Genomic DNA, 18,910 nt, shown 5'->3' on the forward strand with positions numbered 1-18,910 from the left:
GCTGCTTTCATGGCGAAGCTTAACTAAGCTGTGACCTGATTGGTCATATGCCAACAAGAAGAAGAGCAAATTAGATTAGAGGTCAGGAAGAACGGCGAATACGTGTTGTATTCTTCAAACTCAACTGGCCTTGATGTACGAATTGGATGGGATTTATGATGAAACGATTGTCTCGTGCCGTCGTATCGACTTTGATCATTGCGCTTACCTTTCTGACGTTAAGCGAGACGATTGCTTCGGTACCGTTGAATCAAACATTGCAGCAAAGGTACAAGACGGAGGAAACAGAACAGCAGGGCATGAGCAGCATGAACGTGACAAAGCGTACAGCCGCTTATTCAACTACGAATGATGAAGTTGAGGCGTGCGCGACCTCCTGGATTGTCAAATGGAAGCAAGGGCAGAAGGATGCAAAACTGCTGCAGAAAAGTGAGATTATAAACGAACAGGCTGCCGTTGATATTGCGGTGCTTAGGCCTGTAGACGAAGCTGAGACGGAAAATTGGTTGTACGATGCGAAGCACTCGCGACAGGTGGAATACATCGAGCCGAACCATACGGTACATTCATTAGCATCTGGGGTAAAACCAAATGATACGCTGTATGCGCAGCAGCATTATTTACGGCAAATCGGGGCGGATACGGCATGGACTCAAGCCAAGAGCAATTCGTCCATTATTATAGCGCTGGTAGATACGGGCATTGATTTCAATCATCCGGATCTCAAGCAAAATATCGTTAAAGGCATCAACCTTCTAGATTCAGGCTTGCCCCAGGATGACAATGGGCACGGCACCAGTGTAGCGGGTGTGGTTGGCGCCGTGGGCAACAACAACAAAGGTACGACCGGTCTGCTCTGGTCAGCTAAGATTATGCCGATTAAAGCGCTCGATTCACGCGGTTACGGCGATGAGGACAAGCTGGGCGCAGGCATATTGTATGCAGTTGACCATGGCGCGAAGGTCGTCGTCATGTCCGTCGGATTGTATCGCTATTCGAAATATATGGAAGACATTGTAAACTATGCAGAGAAAAAAGGCGTCCTGCTCATTGCGGCAACCGGGAATGACGGGGGACGATATCAGGATAAAGTAGCTGTCAAGTATCCAGCCGCTTATCCTACTGTCTTCGCTGTTGGCGGCACTACACCGCAGATGAAGGTGGAGCCGAGGACGAATACCGGTCCGGAAATCGACGTGGTTGCGCCTTGGCACGTGTTCACTACCGCATTGGGCGGCGGATACAAAGCAGAAGAAGGCACATCGATGGCAGCGCCGCAAGCGGCGGGAGTGGCTGCGCTCTTATGGAGCAAATACCCCGAGTTGAAGCCTTATCAGGTTCGCCATCATTTACGCTATACGGCGAAGGACATTGATGGGAAGGGCTGGAACCGTAAAAGCGGCTACGGTTTGCTCCGTGCCGATGATGCATTGACCGTACCGTTTCAGGAAGATGCGTTCGGGACGAATACGGCTCGCAATAAGGCGAGGGTGTTCCCAATCGACACTTCGCTAAGCGCGGTTCTCCGTACAAAGGAAGAGCATTGGTATGTGGTCGATGCGCCATATGACGGTACGTTAAAGCTTCAATTTCAACGTATTCAAGGGTCGGGAAAAGTACATGTTACGCATTTTACAGGTGAACAGGTTTCTGGGACAACGTACAGTGACGTTGGCAGCAAACAGCCTGCTATTCCGGTGAAACGGGGGAAAAATGTACTGCGTCTGTCGTCCGATGACATCATTGGCAGTGTGGGGTTAACCTATAAACTAGCCTCGCGCTTCATCGTGTATCAAGATCCGTTCGAGCCGAACGACAAGCAGTACCAGGCTTATGCCATTCCGGCTCGAACGCAAGATATCGTTGGCACGTTCAGCCATGCGGGCGACACGGATTGGTACATGATTCAACTGCCGAGCAAAGCAACGCTGCGGTTGAAGGTAAGTACGGATACGGTCCGCATCGATCCGGCGCTTGAAATTAAAGGCTCGCAAATCGATACTCGCTGGATTGATGAGCAGAAGGAAGGGCAGTCCGAAATCGCCCTGCTGGAGGATCTGCCTCCTGGGAAGTATTATATTCAGGTGCAAAATGCAGTAACGGCACGTCCGGAAGCAGTAGCCGGCGAGTATACGCTGCATGTGGATTATATGACTCAGCTTGCTGATCCGAATGAGCCGAACGATAAGATGTACGAGGCGGTTACGATTAGCGAGGGCACCGAATATAAAGGCGTCTTTCACGAAGAAGATGATGTCGATTGGTTTCAATTTATCGTCAAGAAGCCAGTCTATGCAACGTTCAAGCTGAGCCAGCTGCCTTCGAACCGCATTGTCTCAATGGCGGTTATGTCGAAGGAGCAGAAGCCTCTTGGATCTGGGAGCAACGCTTCGGGGGAAACCGAAGTGGCAACCGGAACAAAGTTGGATCCGGGAACGTATTATATACGCCTGACGACAAACGCGAAGTTTGATACGAAGTATTATCTTCTCTCTGTAAGCACAGAGCCGCTTATCGCCGGATTTCGGGACGTAAAGGGCCACTGGGCGGAGGATTCGATTGTTGAAGCCGTGACGTCCGGATGGATGAATGGATACGGCGACGCGAAGTTCGAACCGCACCGGCATATTTCCAGGGCAGAGGCCGCTTCGGTCATCGCGAACGCCTTCAAGCTGAATCGCGATATCGGGCAGGCTCCTGCGTTTACGGATGTGCCCTCTACACATTGGGCTCATGCTGCGGTTGCCCGGGTAGCCAAAGCAGGCATTACCTCTGGGGTGGGGCCAAAACATTTTGGTCCGAACCGGATGGTGAAGCGGGCCGAGATGGCCGTCATGCTTGGCAAAGCGCTTGGTCTTACACCGGCGAAGGTAACCGAGGCGCCATTTCAGGATGTAGCCGCTACACATTGGGCTGCTCCCATGATTGCTGAAATGAAGCGTCAGGGCCTGATCTCCAACAACCAGGAGGAAGGGTTCGGACCGGAGCGCTTCGCGACACGGGCCGAATTCGTGGCGATGCTCGTCAATGTGCTGAACAGTGAGAAGTAAGGGAGGAATTCGCGTTGGAGGATTCGTTGTCTCAAGTAACTTCATCCGTAGGATGGAGCGGCATGGCGCATATGCTTATTACGCTTGTATGCATTGCTATAGCTTGGTGGTCGCTGCAGCATCTGAAAATAGACTTGTTCATCCGACATCCGCAAAGTCCGCAAGGAAAAATGCTGCATCTTATCCTTGCGATTATTGTGGGCCGTGCGGTTGCCCAGTTTTTTTTAGATTATTGGGGATGGACTCAATCGCTGCGCTTCTTGTTTTGAAACGATTCGGAATGGTTAAGAGGAAAAAGGACAGCGTTCCCTTGCAGGAATGCTGTCAATGATTCGCACAAACAAAGCTACGCCCGACAGAGAATCAGAACTTGTCGAATAACATCGAATAAAGATGTCAACAATGGTAGATAACCCTAAGTAAAATGTGGAAGGGTATGTCGAAAAATATCGCTTGTACCTACTTGTAATACAATGGTATTATGGAGTTTGGGTGAAAAAAAAGCGTGCCATTTTTTACGGATTTATAGATGATGGGGCGAAAAAAAGCGCGGAGGGAAACATGATGAGCAAATTTATCGTCCGCGGAGGCAGACGACTGACGGGCACCGTGCGCGTAAGTGGCGCAAAGAATTCAGTGCTTCCGATCATCGCTGCTTCGTTATTGGGAGAGAAGGGCGCAAGCATCATTTACGATGCTCCTCCACTCGACGATGTCAAGACGATACACCATGTGTTGGAGAAGCTTGGAGCCAACCTTACATATTCCAATGAAACCATTCGTGTTAATTCGGAGAAGCTTCATTCATTCGAAGCTCCTTATGAACTCGTACGCAAGATGCGGGCATCGTTCCTCGTCATGGGTCCATTACTGGCCCGCGCGGGACAGGCGCGTATTTCCTTACCAGGCGGCTGTGCCATTGGAACCCGGCCTATCGATCAGCATTTGAAAGGCTTTGAAGCGATGGGTGCGGAAATCGGACTTGGTCAAGGGTATATTGAAGCGAAAGTAAACGGCCGACTCAAGGGCGCCAAGATTTATTTGGACGTTGCGAGTGTCGGTGCGACTGAAAATATTATGATGGCGGCGACGTTGGCCGAAGGGACAACGACGATCGAGAATGCCGCTCGCGAGCCGGAAATCGTTGACTTGGCGAACTATTTGAACAAGATGGGAGCCAAGGTGCGCGGTGCCGGAACGGGTGTCATTCGCATCGAAGGTGTAGAGCAGTTGCATGGGGCCGAGCATACGGTCATACCGGACCGTGTTGAGGCGGGAACGTATATGGTTGCCGCGGCAATGACGGGCGGCGATGTGTATGTCGAGGGTGCGATTGCAGATCATCTGGGTCCGGTTATTGCTAAGATGGAAGAAATGGGCGTAATTATCGAGCCTGATGAGAACGGCATTCGTGTTCGCACTGATAAGCCGCTCAAAGCTGTAGACGTGAAGACGCTGCCGTATCCGGGCTTTCCGACGGATATGCAGTCACAAATGATGGCGCTTCTGCTTGTTGCGGAGGGGACATCGGTCGTCACGGAGACAGTGTTTGAGAACCGCTTTATGCACGTCGATGAATTTAATTTAATGAATGCCAATATTAAGGTGGAAGGCCGTACGGCCGTAGTGACCGGTAGAGTCAAGCTGGCGGGCGCCAAGGTGTGCGCTACCGACCTGCGTGCAGGCGCTGCACTCATCTGTGCGGGATTGGTTGCTGAAGGAACGACGGAAGTCAGCGGCGTTCATCATATCGATCGCGGATATGTGAACTTGGCAGAGAAGCTGTCTTCTCTAGGCGCAGACATCTACCGCGTGACGCTGGAGGAGCAGCCGGTTGAGGTGAAGGAAGAGCAGGAAGTGAAGCTCTTTAACGTACAGCCGACTTGGGCGTAAGTTCAGGTTACAGTTTGCGGAACGACCCTCAACGGAGGTTTCGACAGTTGAGAAGCATATATAGTTGAATCAGAAGATGAGGCCGTCCCGGTAAGGGGCGGCTTTATTAATGAGCTTTTCTATGGACAGGAACGTGCTGTGCGCTGCACCTTAACCCAGTGCTGATATATTTTCAGAAACTGCGAGCCCTTACAGGGTTCACCCAAGTATGCGCATAGACTAGAATGAGGCGCATTGCTGTTTCTATATGTATGTGCTGGTGTGGATACAACTTAGCCGTTTTGAACGGTTCTGTCCACTACCTATAACTTTATACTTCTCTTTCATTGGAAAACTTACAGTAGAAATTAACTTTTTAGAATAAAATGTTCAATCCACTGGAAAATGTCCAGTGAAATTGAGTCATTCCCGCTGAATTGTTGCTAAAGAGCTGATTCCACTGTACCTAATCCAATACAATACCCCTTTATAGCAATTGGAACTATAAAACAATGCACAAAATCCAATGGAAACTAATCTTTGATTTATGAGGGCAGCTATGCGTTTCTTCCCTCGGTTCTTATGTCCAATCACCCCTCTGTTCAGGAGTGGCAGCCTTACGAGAAAGTAGCAGTTATTTCAGTAAAGTGTCATTTACCGGAGATTACCTGGCTCTCTCAGTTCTTATACCCAATCTCCCTTTCGTTCAGGAACTACATCCGGTATAGGCTGCCATCTACTCAGAGGCTGCATTGGTTGTATTAAAGAGGTTGTTCAACAAGTCCTCTTTTGATCACGAGGCATCCCAGAATGTGATTCGACATCGAATCTTGAATTCACTCTCGAAGAGCTTATGCTTCCGAAGTATGTTTCCTGCGGAAACATCTCAGGTGCTCATGTAGATTTACCTTCACTGCGCTCCTCCTTCTTCGAGTTCTTGCAACCTTCTCGGTGCTGAAAAGTGACCTTTTTGAACACGCACTTAAAGCGAATTTTAACAGATGTTATGAGGAGTAACTCATTGCAACAAACGCTTGCTCTAATTCGGGAACTTTTTGCTGCATATTATTCTTGGGCAATCAGAATGCATAGTTTCTGACTTAAAGGGAGAGTGCATCAAAGGAGAGAAGCGAAGAACATAGCACCGAGCTCGGCCATGTTTTTAGCAGCTGTATCAACTCGTCAAAACATGAAAAACGGAAACGCTAGAACCAGTGCTTCATATTTGTTACCTTCTGAATACCCTTTTGACTGAAAAGGAAAGAATGGTGGGTCATTGTTGCTGAACGGGGCGCAAGGAGGTACATTGGAATAAAGAAAAAAGTAGGAGCGTAACCTGTTTAGATTATTCCATTGTAGATTATTCGATTACCGAGGATTGCAGAGGAATTACTTCGAGTCTCTCACCTGTGCCGGGTTGACTGCATCACCACAGAGAAACGTTTTCTCGTATCCATTGTCCTGATAGTAAGGACGTTGCACCTTAATAAGGAGGCGATGCCATGCTGTATTTCTGGTTTATACTGGGGGCCGTCGTGTTTGTATTGCTGTTAGGCACCATCATTTTCTATAAAAATCGAAAGAAGAGGCAAAAGGTTGTCTCGATGGCGTCCTATGCGAAGAAGAAGCCGGTGTCCGGACAGCCGTGTTCGTATTGCAAAAGGAAAGCAGAGAAGCTTACGTTTTACGCAGGCAATCACGGCTCCGTGGTGGGAGTATGCGCTTCATGCAGGAAGAGGGCGGAGCGGCAAGGGTTGCTGCCTATTTGAATGAAGGGATGTCTCTTAAAGCAGTTTGTGCTTGAACAGGGACATCCTTTTCTATTGATAGGAGCCGTGATGAGCAGAGGATATCCTGTTAGAAGCGCGTGTGTTGGCTGGGTGCACAAGATAGGCCGGATGAGGGCGTACTTTTGACTATTTCCATTTCGCAGCTCTATTGGTTTCCGCGGTTCTTTCTTCTCTTAAAAAAGCATAGGTTAGAAGAAGCAGAGGTTAGACTCGTTCTTTTCGAGAGATGCTAGAAGTACGAGTACGAGTTTCAAAAGGAAACACGTTCGAAACGTGAAAATTAACCTCGAGAAATGGGAGTGTTGCGGGAGAGGAGAGAGAAGCCTATGGCTACGCAGCCGAGACTGCTGCTTGAAGAGGCGCGGCGACTGGCGAGTCGCCTTCGACCGCGCCTATGGGGGGGCTTCCGGGGGCTTCGGCGTCGAGGGAGACGACGGAGCCGGAGGAGCGCAGCCCGTCCCCGGCCGGCGCTAGTGCGCGCCACCGCGTGGGCCGGCGCGCTCACCGTGCTCGCCCTGCTCATGCCGCTGCTGCTGGTGGAAACCCGCCCGCAGCAGCGGGCGGCAAGCCCCGGCAGCGAGCGCACGGCGCCAGTGGCGCCGGATGTGGCGCCGCCCGAGGCCGGGGCGGCAGAGCAGGTGCGCGTGTACCTGAGCGGCACGCGCCAGGTAGAGCGCGTCGCGCTGGAGCAATACGTGCGCGGCGTTATCGCGGCAGAAATGCCAAGCGACTTTGAGCTCGAAGCGCTCAAAGCGCAGGCGATTGCCGCCCGCACTTACATCGTGCGCCGCCTGCTGGCGCAGGACGCAAGCGGCGCACCGGAGGGGGCTGACGTCACCGACACCGTCGCCCATCAAGCCTATGTGCCGCTCGCAGAGCTGGAGCGGCGCCCGCAGGACGCGGTGGCGAAGCTGAACCGCGCCGTGAACGAAACAAAAGATATCGTGCTCACTTATAAAGGAGAGCCGATTATGGCCGCTTTCTTCTCGACGAGCAACGGCTATACCGAGAACGCGGAGGATTATTGGACTAATCCCGTTCCGTATTTGAAGAGTGTATCGAGCCCTTGGGATCAAGCGATATCCCCGCGTTATACGGAACAGGTGGAAATGGAAGTGAGCACCGTGCTGGCGAAGCTTGGCCTGTCAGCCAATGCGGTACCGGCTCTATCTCGCTTACTGGACTCTTCGAACGGTACGAACCACACGCCCCCTGAACCTTCAAAGCATGACAGTAAGTTGTCAGCTGCTGCCTTTTCGAAAGATATTCGAATTCTCTCACATACACCGGGCGAACGCGTAGAGCAGGTGCGGATTGGTACACATCGGTTTACAGGCCGCGAGATTCGGGAAAAGTTAGATTTGCGCTCCAGCGCTTTTGAATGGAAGATGGAAGGCGACAAGGTTCTCATTACGACCTTCGGATTCGGCCATGGTGTTGGCATGAGCCAATACGGCGCTCAGGGCATGGCGAAAGAAGGCGCATCGGCGGAGAAGATTGTAACTTACTATTACAAAGGAGTTTCGCTCGACAAAGCTTCGAAGTTACTAACTTTAAATCTTAAAAATTAGCAAAACACTACGTATAAAAGTGATAGCCCCGGTAACAATGGTTACTGAGGTGATCACAAATGAGTGAACAAAACCAAAACTCAAAAAACAAATCTACAACAAGTTCATCGGCAACGAGTGCAACGAATACGCCTGAAGCTTCTAAATCGATGCAAGGAGCTCAAGCGGTTCAAACATCCGCGTGGAGAAAGCTGTTGTCGAAGAAATGGGTCTTTCCCGCTTTGTACATGGCCGCAGCAGCAATCATCCTAACGTTAGTGTGGGTCTATCAAGACATGAACCAGCAGCCACTAGACCCAAATAAGGATGCGACGCAGGTAGAACAACAAGTAGATTCCGGTACATTGGCGGAAGGCAAGACGAATGATGAGGCGGTTGAAGTGGTCGCATCCAATGAAACGTTGGGTTGGCCAGTAGCAGATGCGCAAGATGTAGATGTCGTCATGTCTTTCTATGATGACAAAGCTTCCAAAGAGGAGCAAGCAGCTGCTATGGTAGAATACAAGCAGACGTTTACTCCGAACGTAGGTATCGATTTGGCTCGCAAGGATCAGAAAGCGTTTGATGTTCTCGCAGCGATGAGCGGCAAAGTAACTCGCGCCGAGCAAAACCCGAAGACAGGCTTCGTAGTGGAAATCGACCACGGAAACAACTTGAAGACCGTATACCAGAGTCTGGTTGACTTGAAGGTGAAGAAAGGCGACACCGTGAAAAAAGGTGAAGCGCTTGCTACAGCCGGACGCAACGAGCTGGAGAAGAACCTGGGCGTTCACGTACACTTCGAGGTGTATGATGACAACAAGCCAGTCAATCCGTCGACGCTGTTGGCCAAAAATTAATAACACCCTGCGTTGGAAGAATCAATCTGACGACGCCAGTGGAAAAGCGGGAGCGCGAGCTTGCCGCTTTTTCTTTATTGTGATGTGCGCTCCGCTTCGAAAGGGGGAAGTTGGACATCCTGTCTAAATTTTTTTTCAGGTTGAATTATTCGCCTCAGATATTCGCTCCAAGGTTGTCCCACTTCGGAAGCTATTGCTACATTTTTCCCTAATCCAGCGAGCTTTTTTGGGACAGACAAGCTTTAGCCTCTCCCATCACTCCCTCCTATTTGTCCGCAGAACCTTGACAAATTTAGTGGTTAAGCCAAGCTTGTCAGGATTCGTAACAACGCATAAGTGTCCGCACCCCTCATATAATGTACCAATTAAACCGAGTAGGGGAGGCGGGAACGTGCACGATTACATCAAAGAACGGACCATCAAAATCGGTCGCTGCATCGTCGAGACCAAGCATACGGTTCGCACCATCGCCAAAGAGTTCGGTGTGTCCAAAAGCACGGTACACAAAGATTTAACCGAACGGCTGCCCGAAATTAACCCTGATCTGGCGGACCAGGTGAAGCACATTCTCGAATACCACAAGTCCGTACGACATCTTCGGGGAGGGGAAGCGACCAAGATCAAATATAAGAAGTCGAGTTCGAAAAAACGCGAGGTGATGACCGCAGGAAAGTCTTAGGTAACCCTTCTTGAAGTTGGAACCGCTGCCTATTCGATAAATAACGCCTAAAATCGATTCCGAAATGACAGGTTTTGCCCCTCATTCACATTGAACCTAGCGCTCTAAATATGATATGTTAAACGATGAGTAAATATTTTGCAGGAAACGGTCGCAATTCATCGAAATATATGAAAAAAGAATGTGGAGGCTCTCGAACTTATGTTAAGCAAGGATATCGGAATTGACTTAGGAACGGCGAACGTTCTGATTCATGTCAAAGGGAAAGGGGTCGTATTGGACGAACCGGCGGTCGTGGCGATTGAGAGCGATTTGAAGCGCGTTCTGGCTGTCGGGGAAGATGCCCGCAAGATGGTCGGGCGCACACCGGGCAACATTGTGCCGATCCGCCCGTTGCGTGACGGGGTTATTGCAGATTTTGACATTACGGAAGCGATGTTGAAGCATTTTATTAACCGCGTCGGCGGCCGCAAATGGTACTCACATCCGCGTATTCTAATTTGCGCGCCGACGAACATCACCTCAGTGGAGCAGAAGGCGATTCGGGAAGCTGCTGAGCGAAGCGGAGCGAAGGAAGTATATTTAGAAGAAGAACCGAAAGCGGCGGCAATCGGCGCGGGCATGGATATTTTCCAGCCAAGCGGCAATATGGTCGTCGACATCGGCGGCGGAACGACGGACGTGGCGGTATTGTCCATGGGGGATATCGTCACCGCCTCTTCTATTAAAATTGCAGGGGATAAGTTCGATAGCTCCATCATGCGTTATATTAAACAGAAGTACAAACTGTTAATCGGAGAACGCACCTCAGAAGACATTAAGATTAACATCGGTACCGTGCGTCCGGCAGGCGGAGAGCGGGAAATGGACATTCGTGGACGGGACATGGTATCCGGCTTGCCATATACCGTAACGATTACATCCAATGAGATTCGAGAAGCGCTGTGGGACCCGGTATCCTCCATTGTCGTTGCTGCGAAATCGGTGTTGGAACGGACCCCGCCAGAATTGTCGGCGGATATTATCGATCGCGGTGTCATCTTGACGGGCGGCGGCGCGCTGCTTGACGGATTGGACGAGCTGCTTGCTGAGGAACTGAAGGTTCCGGTCCTGATTGCAGAGGATCCGATGCATTGCGTTGTAAAGGGAACCGGCATCATGCTTGATAATTTGGATAGGGTCATAAAGAAAAAGTTTATCTAGTCCGATAATATACATAGTGTAGATTAATGGATCGGGAGGATCGGACATGATTAGAGGGTTATATACGGCTGCTTCCGGCATGATGACGCAGCAGCGCCGTCATGATACGGTAACGAATAACATTGCCAATGCGAATACGCCAGGCTTTAAATCGGTGACGGGCGTGTCGCGCTCATTTCCGGAAATGCTGCTTTCGTTGCAGGGCAGCGATAAGGCCTCCGGAAGGGAAATTGGACGGCTGAACACCGGCGTGTTCGCGGAAGAGAGCCGCATGCTGTTTAACCAAGGAGATCTCATGCAGACGAACCAATCTGGCGATTTTGCGCTGCTTGCTGATCTGCAGGTGGCAGGCGTAGCATTTGACGAGTCCGGGAAAGGCCGTGATGCTCAAGGCAACGTCGTATTTAAGCCGGAAGCATTTTTTACGGTTCGGGAAGGCAACGAAGTTCGATATACGCGTGACGGACACTTTCGTGTGAATGCGCAGAATGAGCTGGTTACGGCGGACGGTGCTCAGGTTCTTAACCGGAATAATGCACCCATCGTGCTGGACGTACAAGCCCTTGACGATGTAACGCTGAATGCAGCAGGTCAAATGTATAACACCCGTACTGGTGCTGCAATAGCAGGGGCGGATCTGCTGATTACCCGCATTGACAACCCGAATGATTTGATTCGAACAGGCAACGGACGCTTCCGTCTGCAGAACGGCGGACAGCCGGGCGCACCAGTTGCGTTGGGCCGTGACGTGCAAGTTCAACAGGGATATCTGGAACGTTCCAATGTGGATGCGGCACAGTCCACGATCGACATGATGATGGCGTACCGAGCTTATGAAGCGAATCAAAAAATTGTTCAGTTCTACGATAAATCGTTGGACAAGACTGTAAACGAAGTTGGCCGCGTCTAATGACACTTTAGGAGGAACGACATGAATCAATCGATGATTGCCGCATCCGTGTCGATGAATGGCATCCAACGCAAGCTGGATGTGATTGCGGACAATGTGGCTAATGTCAATACAAAAGGATATAAACGGAAGACAGCAAACTTCGCCGATGTGCTTACAACGGTGCGCCAGCACGATCCAGACTATCGTCTGCCTGGACGGGCAACGCCAATGGGATATACGATAGGCAATGGCTCGCATCTCACGTCGTTGAATCGTGATTTCACCCAAGGTTCTCTCACTCAGACAGGAGTGGATACTGATTTGGCGCTCCAAGGGGACGCGATGTTTGAAATAATGACTCGCGATGGCGCAACAGCTTGGATTCGTGAAGGAGCCTTTCAATATAATATAGACAGAGCAAGCGGTGAGAAAATACTCGTAACCGCGCATGGCGATCAGGTGCTGAATGCCGAAGATTTGGAAATTCGTATCGCACCCGATAGAGAGCTGCAAATCGATGAGAAGGGGCGCATGTTTGCCGTTAAGAACGGTGAAGCGCCTGAAGCGCTGGGCAGCTTGAAGCTTGTTAAGGCAATCAAGCCCGAACAGCTTGTACAGACGGACAACAATTATTATGTATTGCCTCCGAATCTGGACCGCAACACGGCCGTTCAAGTGCTGAATCTGGCCGATGGCGATCGCTCGGATCCGAATCAGCCTGCCATCTATGTTCAACAAGGGATGCTGGAAGAATCGAACGTGTCGCTTATCGATGAGGTGAATGAGTTGATTCAAGCGCAGCGTGCTTATCAACTGTCCGCACGAGCGTTGACTTCAGGGGACGCGATGTGGGGACTGGCGAATAGTCTGCGCGCGTAAATGAAGTAGGTGATAATATGAGTGATACCCGTGATAAAGATAGAAAGCTGCCTGATTTTGAGCCGCTTCAACAGGACATATCGTTGGCGCGGCTGTCACGCTCACGACATAGCGATGAACAATCGGCTGACGAAGCTCCTCTTGCGGCGGCCGCTGGCAGCGTGCGTGCTTCAGGAACTTCTGGCAAGCCTGTGCTGGAAGAGCGGCGTAAGGAACGGCGCAAGGAATCCGCACGCACGGACAAAGAGAACAAGAGAGAAGCGAAAGGGCACATGCCGGCGCGGCGTTCGAAACGCGTCAAATGGCTCGTTCGCCTGGCCATTATTCCGATGCTATGCATCTTGACGCTATTTGCAGGCATGGTTACCGGATATGTGGTTCTAGGGAAAGGCTCTCTTGGTGAAGCATTAAATCTGAATACGTGGACTCATCTGTTCCAGTTGGTGTTCGCCTGATATCATCCCCACTTCGGTGGGGTTTTTTGTTTGATAGTTCATGGAGGATGAGGTTGCAGGCGCTTCGCATCGTCTTTAGATTTCGTGTTTAGGTTACGGGGCGACAGTTTTATTTTTTATTTGGGCCATGTATAATGAGTTGGAGGAACATTGAAAATGGGGGTTACTGGGGGTTTTAGGGTTGAATTTACCGAATATGCTGACGATGGTTCGATTTCTTCTAATCCCCGTCTATGTGGCTTTGTTCTTCTTCGGTGAGCGGTACGCCGCGTTTGGCATCTGGCTGTTGGCCGGATTGACCGACATTTTGGACGGATATATTGCACGCAAGCACAATATGGTGACGACTGTCGGCATGATGCTGGATCCGTTAGCGGACAAGTTGATGATGTTGACTGTCATGCTGTCTCTGCTCTGGGCAGGAGATTTGCCATGGACGGCTGCTATTGCGATGCTAGTACGCGATGCAGGGATGATTATTGGATCTGCGCTTTTTCATTTTAAAGGGAAAAAGACGGTGCCTGCAAACTGGATGGGCAAACTAACGACGGTCTTCTATTATATTGCAATATTATTCGTATATTTTCAGTGGCCTTATGCGATCGAGCTGCTGTGGGCCGTCATTATTTTTTCATTCCTGACCTCGTTGATGTACGTCGCCCTGTTCGTCCGCTTGAACCGAAAGATGGAAGCCTGAGCATTGCGCCAAGGGAGACAAAGCGAGAACGACGATAGAGAATAGGCAAAAGGAGCTTCCCGTCCAGCGCCTCGCCGCTTGGGAAGCTCCTTATCTCAACCTTCACGCCTGCAGTCATGAAGGATGCTCTTAGTGTTGGCGCATCGGTACTATTTTATTCAAATTAGAGAAAAATTAAGAGGAATTAGAAGAAAGGAGAATGAACTATGCTGAATATCGAACAAATTCAAGAGATTATTCCACATCGCTATCCGTTTCTTCTTGTCGACCGCATTATTGAAGTAGAGGAGGGCAAGCGGGCTGTTGGGATCAAAAATGTAACGATGAACGAGCCTCATTTCACTGGCCATTTCCCGGGATACCCGGTGATGCCAGGTGTGCTAATCGTTGAAGCCCTTGCTCAAGTTGGAGCGGTTGCCATTTTGAAGATGGAGCAGAACCAAGGGAGACTTGCCTTCTTCGCGGGTATCGACAACTTCCGTTTCCGCGGACAAGTTGTGCCAGGAGACACGTTGACGTTATCTGTAGAAATTACGCGTCTTAAAGGAAGCATCGGCAAAGGACAGGCCGTTGCGAAAGTTGGCGAACAAGTCGTTGCCGAAGGCGAATTGATGTTTGCGTTATCAGATCGCAAATAGATTGCCATTCATTGTGAACAGGTATGCAAAGAAAAGACCTCGTTCGGTTATTCTAAAGGATACGACGTCAGCAAAGAGGAAGATTGCCTTATAGGTGATTCGTTCTTTTGTGGAATAACGGGGGAGGTCTATGCGCCGTCGATGTCGAAAAGACTCGGAAGCGCTCGAAGAACATGCCATTGCGTATGGCATTCGTATTGGTTTAAGGAGGGAAACAATTGCTTCAACAGTTGGAAAATTGGAACCGGCGCATGAAGAAGTGGCTGTGGCTGCTTGTCATCGTTGGGTTAGTTGCTGCCACGCCTGTCGTGGTTCAGCGTGTGCAAACCGAACATACGGCCAATCAAGTCGAGATGGTGTTCAACTATCGCGATTTAGTGGACATTTCCGCCTACAAGCCGAATCCGGCAGCGTTCATTGACGAACAATTGGAACGGTTGAAAGAGGCTGGCGTGCAGTCTATGGCCATGTTCGAAAGTACGCTGACGGAATTGAAATCTTCTCGTCGCGTGATGCTGTACAATTCCCAGGATGCCGCGATGCTGCAAGGCAAGCTCCTTACTGGGGATGAGAACTATACATATCTGTTATTCACGTCCACTTCCAATGAAGAGCGGTTATCACCGATAATTGAGAAGACGTTCATGAATTTGGGTATTCAGGTTCGCCTATGGCAATTCGATGGGAAGAACGGCTTAATCTTGGAGACGCCGATTGAGAATGCGGTGATAAAGATGATGCCGCAGGATCCTGTCGCGGTAGAACAGCTGGTAGCGAAGGGCTTCCATATCGTCCCGCGCCTGTCCGACTCGTCGGAATACAATCAGGCGGAGATGGACGAGTTGCTGCGTGGTTATGCAGCGATTGGCGTCAAACGAATCGTATTCGACGGCGAATCCGTCAAAGGATTCAATGACGACGCGGAGAAGAAGAGCCTGACCGCCTTTGCTGAGCTGTTGAACAAATATGATATCGGCTTTGCTGCAATTGAAGGGTTGAAAGCTCCGCAGAAAGGGATGAATAAGCTCGCTTATTTGACCAAATACAATGTGGCGCGCTTGCATTCCATCAATGGTCAGGAGTCGTTCAATGAACCGGAAGTGCTGGCGGACCGGTTTACACTTGCAACGAAGGACCGCAACATCCGCATGATTTACTTGAACGCGTCGGTCAAAAAAGCAACGACCAAAGCGGAAATCGTGCACTCTATCGACAACATTCTCCACACGCTGAAGGAGCCAGACAAAGCCATTGCTTCCATTGAAGCGAACGGCTTCACGATGGGACAAGCGGTGCCGTTTGATATTGTCGACTCTTCATGGCAACGCTATGCGAAGATGGTTGTTGTTGTGGGCGGGGTTGCGCTTATTGCGCTGATGATCTCTTTCTTTGTGCCGTATATTATGCTTCCGGTGTTCCTTATCGGTCTTGTCGGAAGTGCAGGTTTATTTGTCCTGAAGCCGACATTTTTCGAGCAAGCGCTGGCGCTCGGCGTATCGATTAGCGGACCGACGATTGCGATGATATTGGCCGTTCGCCGGGTTGATCTGAATCCTCCAGTCACAGCGTTCGGCGCTCGATTTAACAAATCAATCGCGCTGTTTGTACGGACGACGGTACTATCACTTATATCTGTGCCATTAGTGATTGCATTGTTGAACAATATTACGTACAGCTTGGTGCTGAACCAATTCCGCGGAGTCAGTCTGCTGCACTTCGTGCCGCTAGCGCTTACTGCACTGTACGTATTCTTATACCGTGGCGATTCCGTATTCAAGGAAGCGGGCCGTTGGTTGAAAATGCCGATTACCGTGTTATGGGTTGTTGCCTTGGGAGTCGTTGGTGTTGTCGGGATGTATTATCTGTCCCGCACAGGCAACGCCGGCAACGTATCATCTTTTGAATTGTCGTTCCGATCGCTGCTGGAAAATACATTCGGCGTTCGCCCGCGGAACAAAGAGTTTTTGATGGCGCACCCGTTATTTATCGTCGCGGCATTTGTCGCTTTCCGTTATCGGTTCGCCGTATTTGCGTTCATCGTGGCTGCGATGGGGCAGCTGTCCATGGTAGATACGTTTGCTCATATCCATACGCCTGTCGTTATTTCAGCTATTCGGACGCTGCTCGGTCTCGGCCTTGGGCTTGTCATTGGAATTATCGGCATCTTTGTATGGACTATCATTGAAAGGTGTTGGGATGCATGGCGTCCGAAGTTACAAGGATAGCTTTATCCGGCTATTACGGATTCAATAACAGCGGGGATGAGGCAGTGCTCCTGTCCATCCTCACCGCGTTGGAGCGTGCGGGAGAGCAAGCCGGCATGAAGCTTGAGCCGATTGTGCTCTCTGGCGATCCGGCCACCACCACCCGGTTGTATGGGGTGCGCGCGGTTCACCGTATGAAGCCAGGCGATCTGCTGGGGGCGATTCGCAGCTGTGACGGCTTGATTAGCGGTGGCGGCAGCTTGCTTCAGGATGCGACGAGCTCGAAGACGATTCCGTATTATTTGGCGGTGCTGAAGCTGGCACAATGGTTCCGCAAGCCAACTTTTATTTATGCGCAAGGCGTCGGCCCTGTTCAGCGGGAATCGTTCTATCCTTATATCCGCCATGTGTTTAACCGCAGCGCATATATCTCGGTGCGCGATAACGAGTCGGCCGAGCTGTTGACTCGAATGGGTCTGCAGAGGGAGCTCATGCAAGTGGTCCCGGACCCGGTTATGGGGCTTCGTCTTGCCGAGGCGGAATCGGGTGATGCTTCTGCTCATGCTTTGCTGCCTGTTGGTGCGGCACAAGGATTTGATGAAGCCGGGCGTCCGTATGTCGGCGTATCGCTTCGCTTCTGGAATGAGGACCGTACGGATATGACGGCTATCGCGGATATGTTGAAGCGGGTTTGCCGCGCTCAAACGGTTCATCTGCGGTTTCTGCCATTCCATGGACAGGCGGATGAAGAAGCTTCACGCTTCGTGATGGAGAGCTTAAAGGACAAGGTAAAGCTATGGAATGGCGATATGTCTGGCGCTTGCGACGAGAATACGGTCGAAGGTGACATGGGGGACGAAGTTCCTTCTGCCGCATCTGCTGTAACTGGTTCATCCGTAATGAGCCTATGTCCGGCTCTTGAGCACCCGCAAGCGATGCTGCGCGAAGTAAGTCAATGCCGCTTGCTTGTCGGCATGCGTCTGCATTCGCTCATTTATGCCGCGTCACAGGAAATTCCGATACTGGGTATATCGTATGACCCAAAGATCGACCAATTTCTTCATCGGCTTAATCTGACAGCAATCGGCTCCACAGCCAGATTAGATGCTTCTGCGGCAGCCGATGCGATACTGCATTCACTCGAAAATGTGGAAGCATGGCAAACTGCGCATCATCAGGCCATTTCCGCATTGAAGCAAGAGGCGGAACAACCCGCGCAACAGGTTGCAGCATGGCTGCGTCATAAGAAATAAGGTGGTAGCGACATGAAAAAAGTGGTGGATGTGCCGACCGTCTCCATATACGGCATCCCTTTTTCCAAATTAAATATGCGCGACACGGTTCAAATGTTAACCGATTCAATAGACAGCGGACAGCAATCGCTGCAGGTCATTACAGCGAATCCCATCATGGTCATGGCTGCGTTGGAGAATGATAAGTTCATGAGCATCATGAAGCAAGCCGACTTGATCGTGCCGGATGGAACGGGCGTAGTCTGGGCTGCTAATTACGTAGGCAATCCGGTGGCTGAACGGGTGACAGGGTTTGACATGCTGCATGAATTAATGAAGTTCGGAGAAGACCGTCGCTGGAAAGTATTTTTGCTTGGGGCTGCGCCCGAAGTGGTTCAAGCCGCAGCGGAACGGTTACATCAACAATATCCGGCTGTCGAGATTGTCGGAGCTCGCGACGGTTTCTTCGGTGAAGCGGAGGATGAGGATGTCGTCCGTCAGGTTCAGGAAGCGAACCCGCATATATTGTTCGTCGCACGCGGGGCGGACACGCAGGAGCCTTGGATTGCGAAATATCGCCATCAGCTTCGAGTTCCCCTCATGATGGGCGTGGGCGGAAGCTTTGATATCCTGTCAGGCAGAACAAAGCGCGCTCCTAAATGGACGCAGAAGCTGCGCATCGAATGGTTGTACCGTTTGGTGACGGAGCCTAAGCGTTTTAAACGAATGCTGGTCCTGCCGATATTTGCATGGAAAGTGATGCGGGATAAAGAAAAGGTGACAAAAGCCCATTGAAATGTCGTCCAATCTTTCATTTTCGTAAGAATCCTTATCGATACAGCGTTGGTGTTTCCATTATGAACGGAGTATAATTCAATCCGGTAACATAAATGGGGGTTGAGAACAACC

The 18,910-nt window shown here is 50.5% G+C and carries 16 protein-coding genes; all 16 read left to right on the forward strand.

Going from position 1 to position 18,910, the window contains the following annotated elements; translation table 11 throughout:
- Positions 1–155: 155 nt before the first annotated feature.
- The 16 genes from LQV63_RS08015 (at position 156) to LQV63_RS08090 (ending at position 18,796) form a co-directional block, all read left to right on the forward strand.
- Positions 156–3,050: a S8 family serine peptidase gene (locus LQV63_RS08015; protein WP_233696298.1), complete on the forward strand. Its 2,895-nt coding sequence runs from the start codon at positions 156–158 to the stop codon at positions 3,048–3,050.
- A gap of 14 nt (positions 3,051–3,064) precedes the next feature.
- On the forward strand, positions 3,065–3,319 hold the full coding sequence (locus LQV63_RS08020; RefSeq protein WP_019424679.1) for a DUF1146 family protein: 255 nt from the start codon (positions 3,065–3,067) through the stop codon (positions 3,317–3,319).
- Positions 3,320–3,614: 295 nt separating this feature from the next.
- Complete coding sequence (gene murA, locus LQV63_RS08025) at positions 3,615–4,943, forward strand: UDP-N-acetylglucosamine 1-carboxyvinyltransferase (protein ID WP_192813650.1); 1,329 nt, start codon at positions 3,615–3,617, stop codon at positions 4,941–4,943.
- A gap of 1,481 nt (positions 4,944–6,424) precedes the next feature.
- The gene (locus LQV63_RS08030; RefSeq protein ID WP_019424681.1) at positions 6,425–6,691 is read left to right on the forward strand and encodes a hypothetical protein; all 267 of its coding nucleotides are present in this window, start codon (positions 6,425–6,427) and stop codon (positions 6,689–6,691) included.
- A 347-nt stretch (positions 6,692–7,038) separates the two neighbouring features.
- Positions 7,039–8,283, forward strand: coding sequence for a SpoIID/LytB domain-containing protein (locus tag LQV63_RS08035; RefSeq protein ID WP_233696299.1), 1,245 nt, complete (start codon positions 7,039–7,041; stop codon positions 8,281–8,283).
- A gap of 59 nt (positions 8,284–8,342) precedes the next feature.
- Positions 8,343–9,122 (forward strand): peptidoglycan DD-metalloendopeptidase family protein, encoded by a 780-nt coding sequence (locus LQV63_RS08040; RefSeq protein ID WP_407672898.1) that lies wholly within the window; start codon positions 8,343–8,345, stop codon positions 9,120–9,122.
- A gap of 391 nt (positions 9,123–9,513) precedes the next feature.
- Positions 9,514–9,801 (forward strand): sporulation transcriptional regulator SpoIIID, encoded by a 288-nt coding sequence (gene spoIIID / locus LQV63_RS08045; protein ID WP_006674820.1) that lies wholly within the window; start codon positions 9,514–9,516, stop codon positions 9,799–9,801.
- Positions 9,802–10,002: 201 nt separating this feature from the next.
- On the forward strand, positions 10,003–11,004 hold the full coding sequence (mreB, locus tag LQV63_RS08050) for a rod shape-determining protein (protein WP_019424684.1): 1,002 nt from the start codon (positions 10,003–10,005) through the stop codon (positions 11,002–11,004).
- Between the two features lie 46 nt (positions 11,005–11,050).
- Positions 11,051–11,914 carry a flagellar hook-basal body protein gene (locus tag LQV63_RS08055; RefSeq protein ID WP_233696300.1) on the forward strand — a complete coding sequence of 288 codons (864 nt, stop codon included), beginning with the start codon at positions 11,051–11,053 and terminating at the stop codon, positions 11,912–11,914.
- A gap of 21 nt (positions 11,915–11,935) precedes the next feature.
- Positions 11,936–12,775: a flagellar hook-basal body protein gene (locus tag LQV63_RS08060; protein WP_233696301.1), complete on the forward strand. Its 840-nt coding sequence runs from the start codon at positions 11,936–11,938 to the stop codon at positions 12,773–12,775.
- Between the two features lie 17 nt (positions 12,776–12,792).
- The gene (locus tag LQV63_RS08065; protein ID WP_233696302.1) at positions 12,793–13,230 is read left to right on the forward strand and encodes a DNA-directed RNA polymerase subunit beta; all 438 of its coding nucleotides are present in this window, start codon (positions 12,793–12,795) and stop codon (positions 13,228–13,230) included.
- 181 nt (positions 13,231–13,411) lie between these two features.
- Positions 13,412–13,927, forward strand: coding sequence for a CDP-alcohol phosphatidyltransferase family protein (locus tag LQV63_RS08070; protein WP_019424688.1), 516 nt, complete (start codon positions 13,412–13,414; stop codon positions 13,925–13,927).
- Between the two features lie 206 nt (positions 13,928–14,133).
- Entirely contained in the window at positions 14,134–14,565 is a 432-nt protein-coding gene (fabZ, locus tag LQV63_RS08075; protein WP_233696303.1) for a 3-hydroxyacyl-ACP dehydratase FabZ, read from the forward strand.
- Between the two features lie 218 nt (positions 14,566–14,783).
- Entirely contained in the window at positions 14,784–16,790 is a 2,007-nt protein-coding gene (locus tag LQV63_RS08080; protein WP_233696304.1) for a DUF5693 family protein, read from the forward strand.
- Entirely contained in the window at positions 16,766–18,022 is a 1,257-nt protein-coding gene (gene csaB, locus LQV63_RS08085; RefSeq protein WP_233696305.1) for a polysaccharide pyruvyl transferase CsaB, read from the forward strand. The genes LQV63_RS08080 and csaB overlap by 25 nt, the downstream gene beginning before the upstream one ends.
- 12 nt (positions 18,023–18,034) lie before the next feature.
- A complete protein-coding gene (locus LQV63_RS08090; protein ID WP_233696306.1) occupies positions 18,035–18,796 on the forward strand; it encodes a WecB/TagA/CpsF family glycosyltransferase in 762 nt (253 codons plus the stop codon).
- Positions 18,797–18,910 lie beyond the last annotated feature (114 nt).

The sequence above is a fragment of the Paenibacillus profundus genome, assembly GCF_021369635.1.
GTDB lineage: Bacteria > Bacillota > Bacilli > Paenibacillales > Paenibacillaceae > Paenibacillus_B > Paenibacillus_B profundus.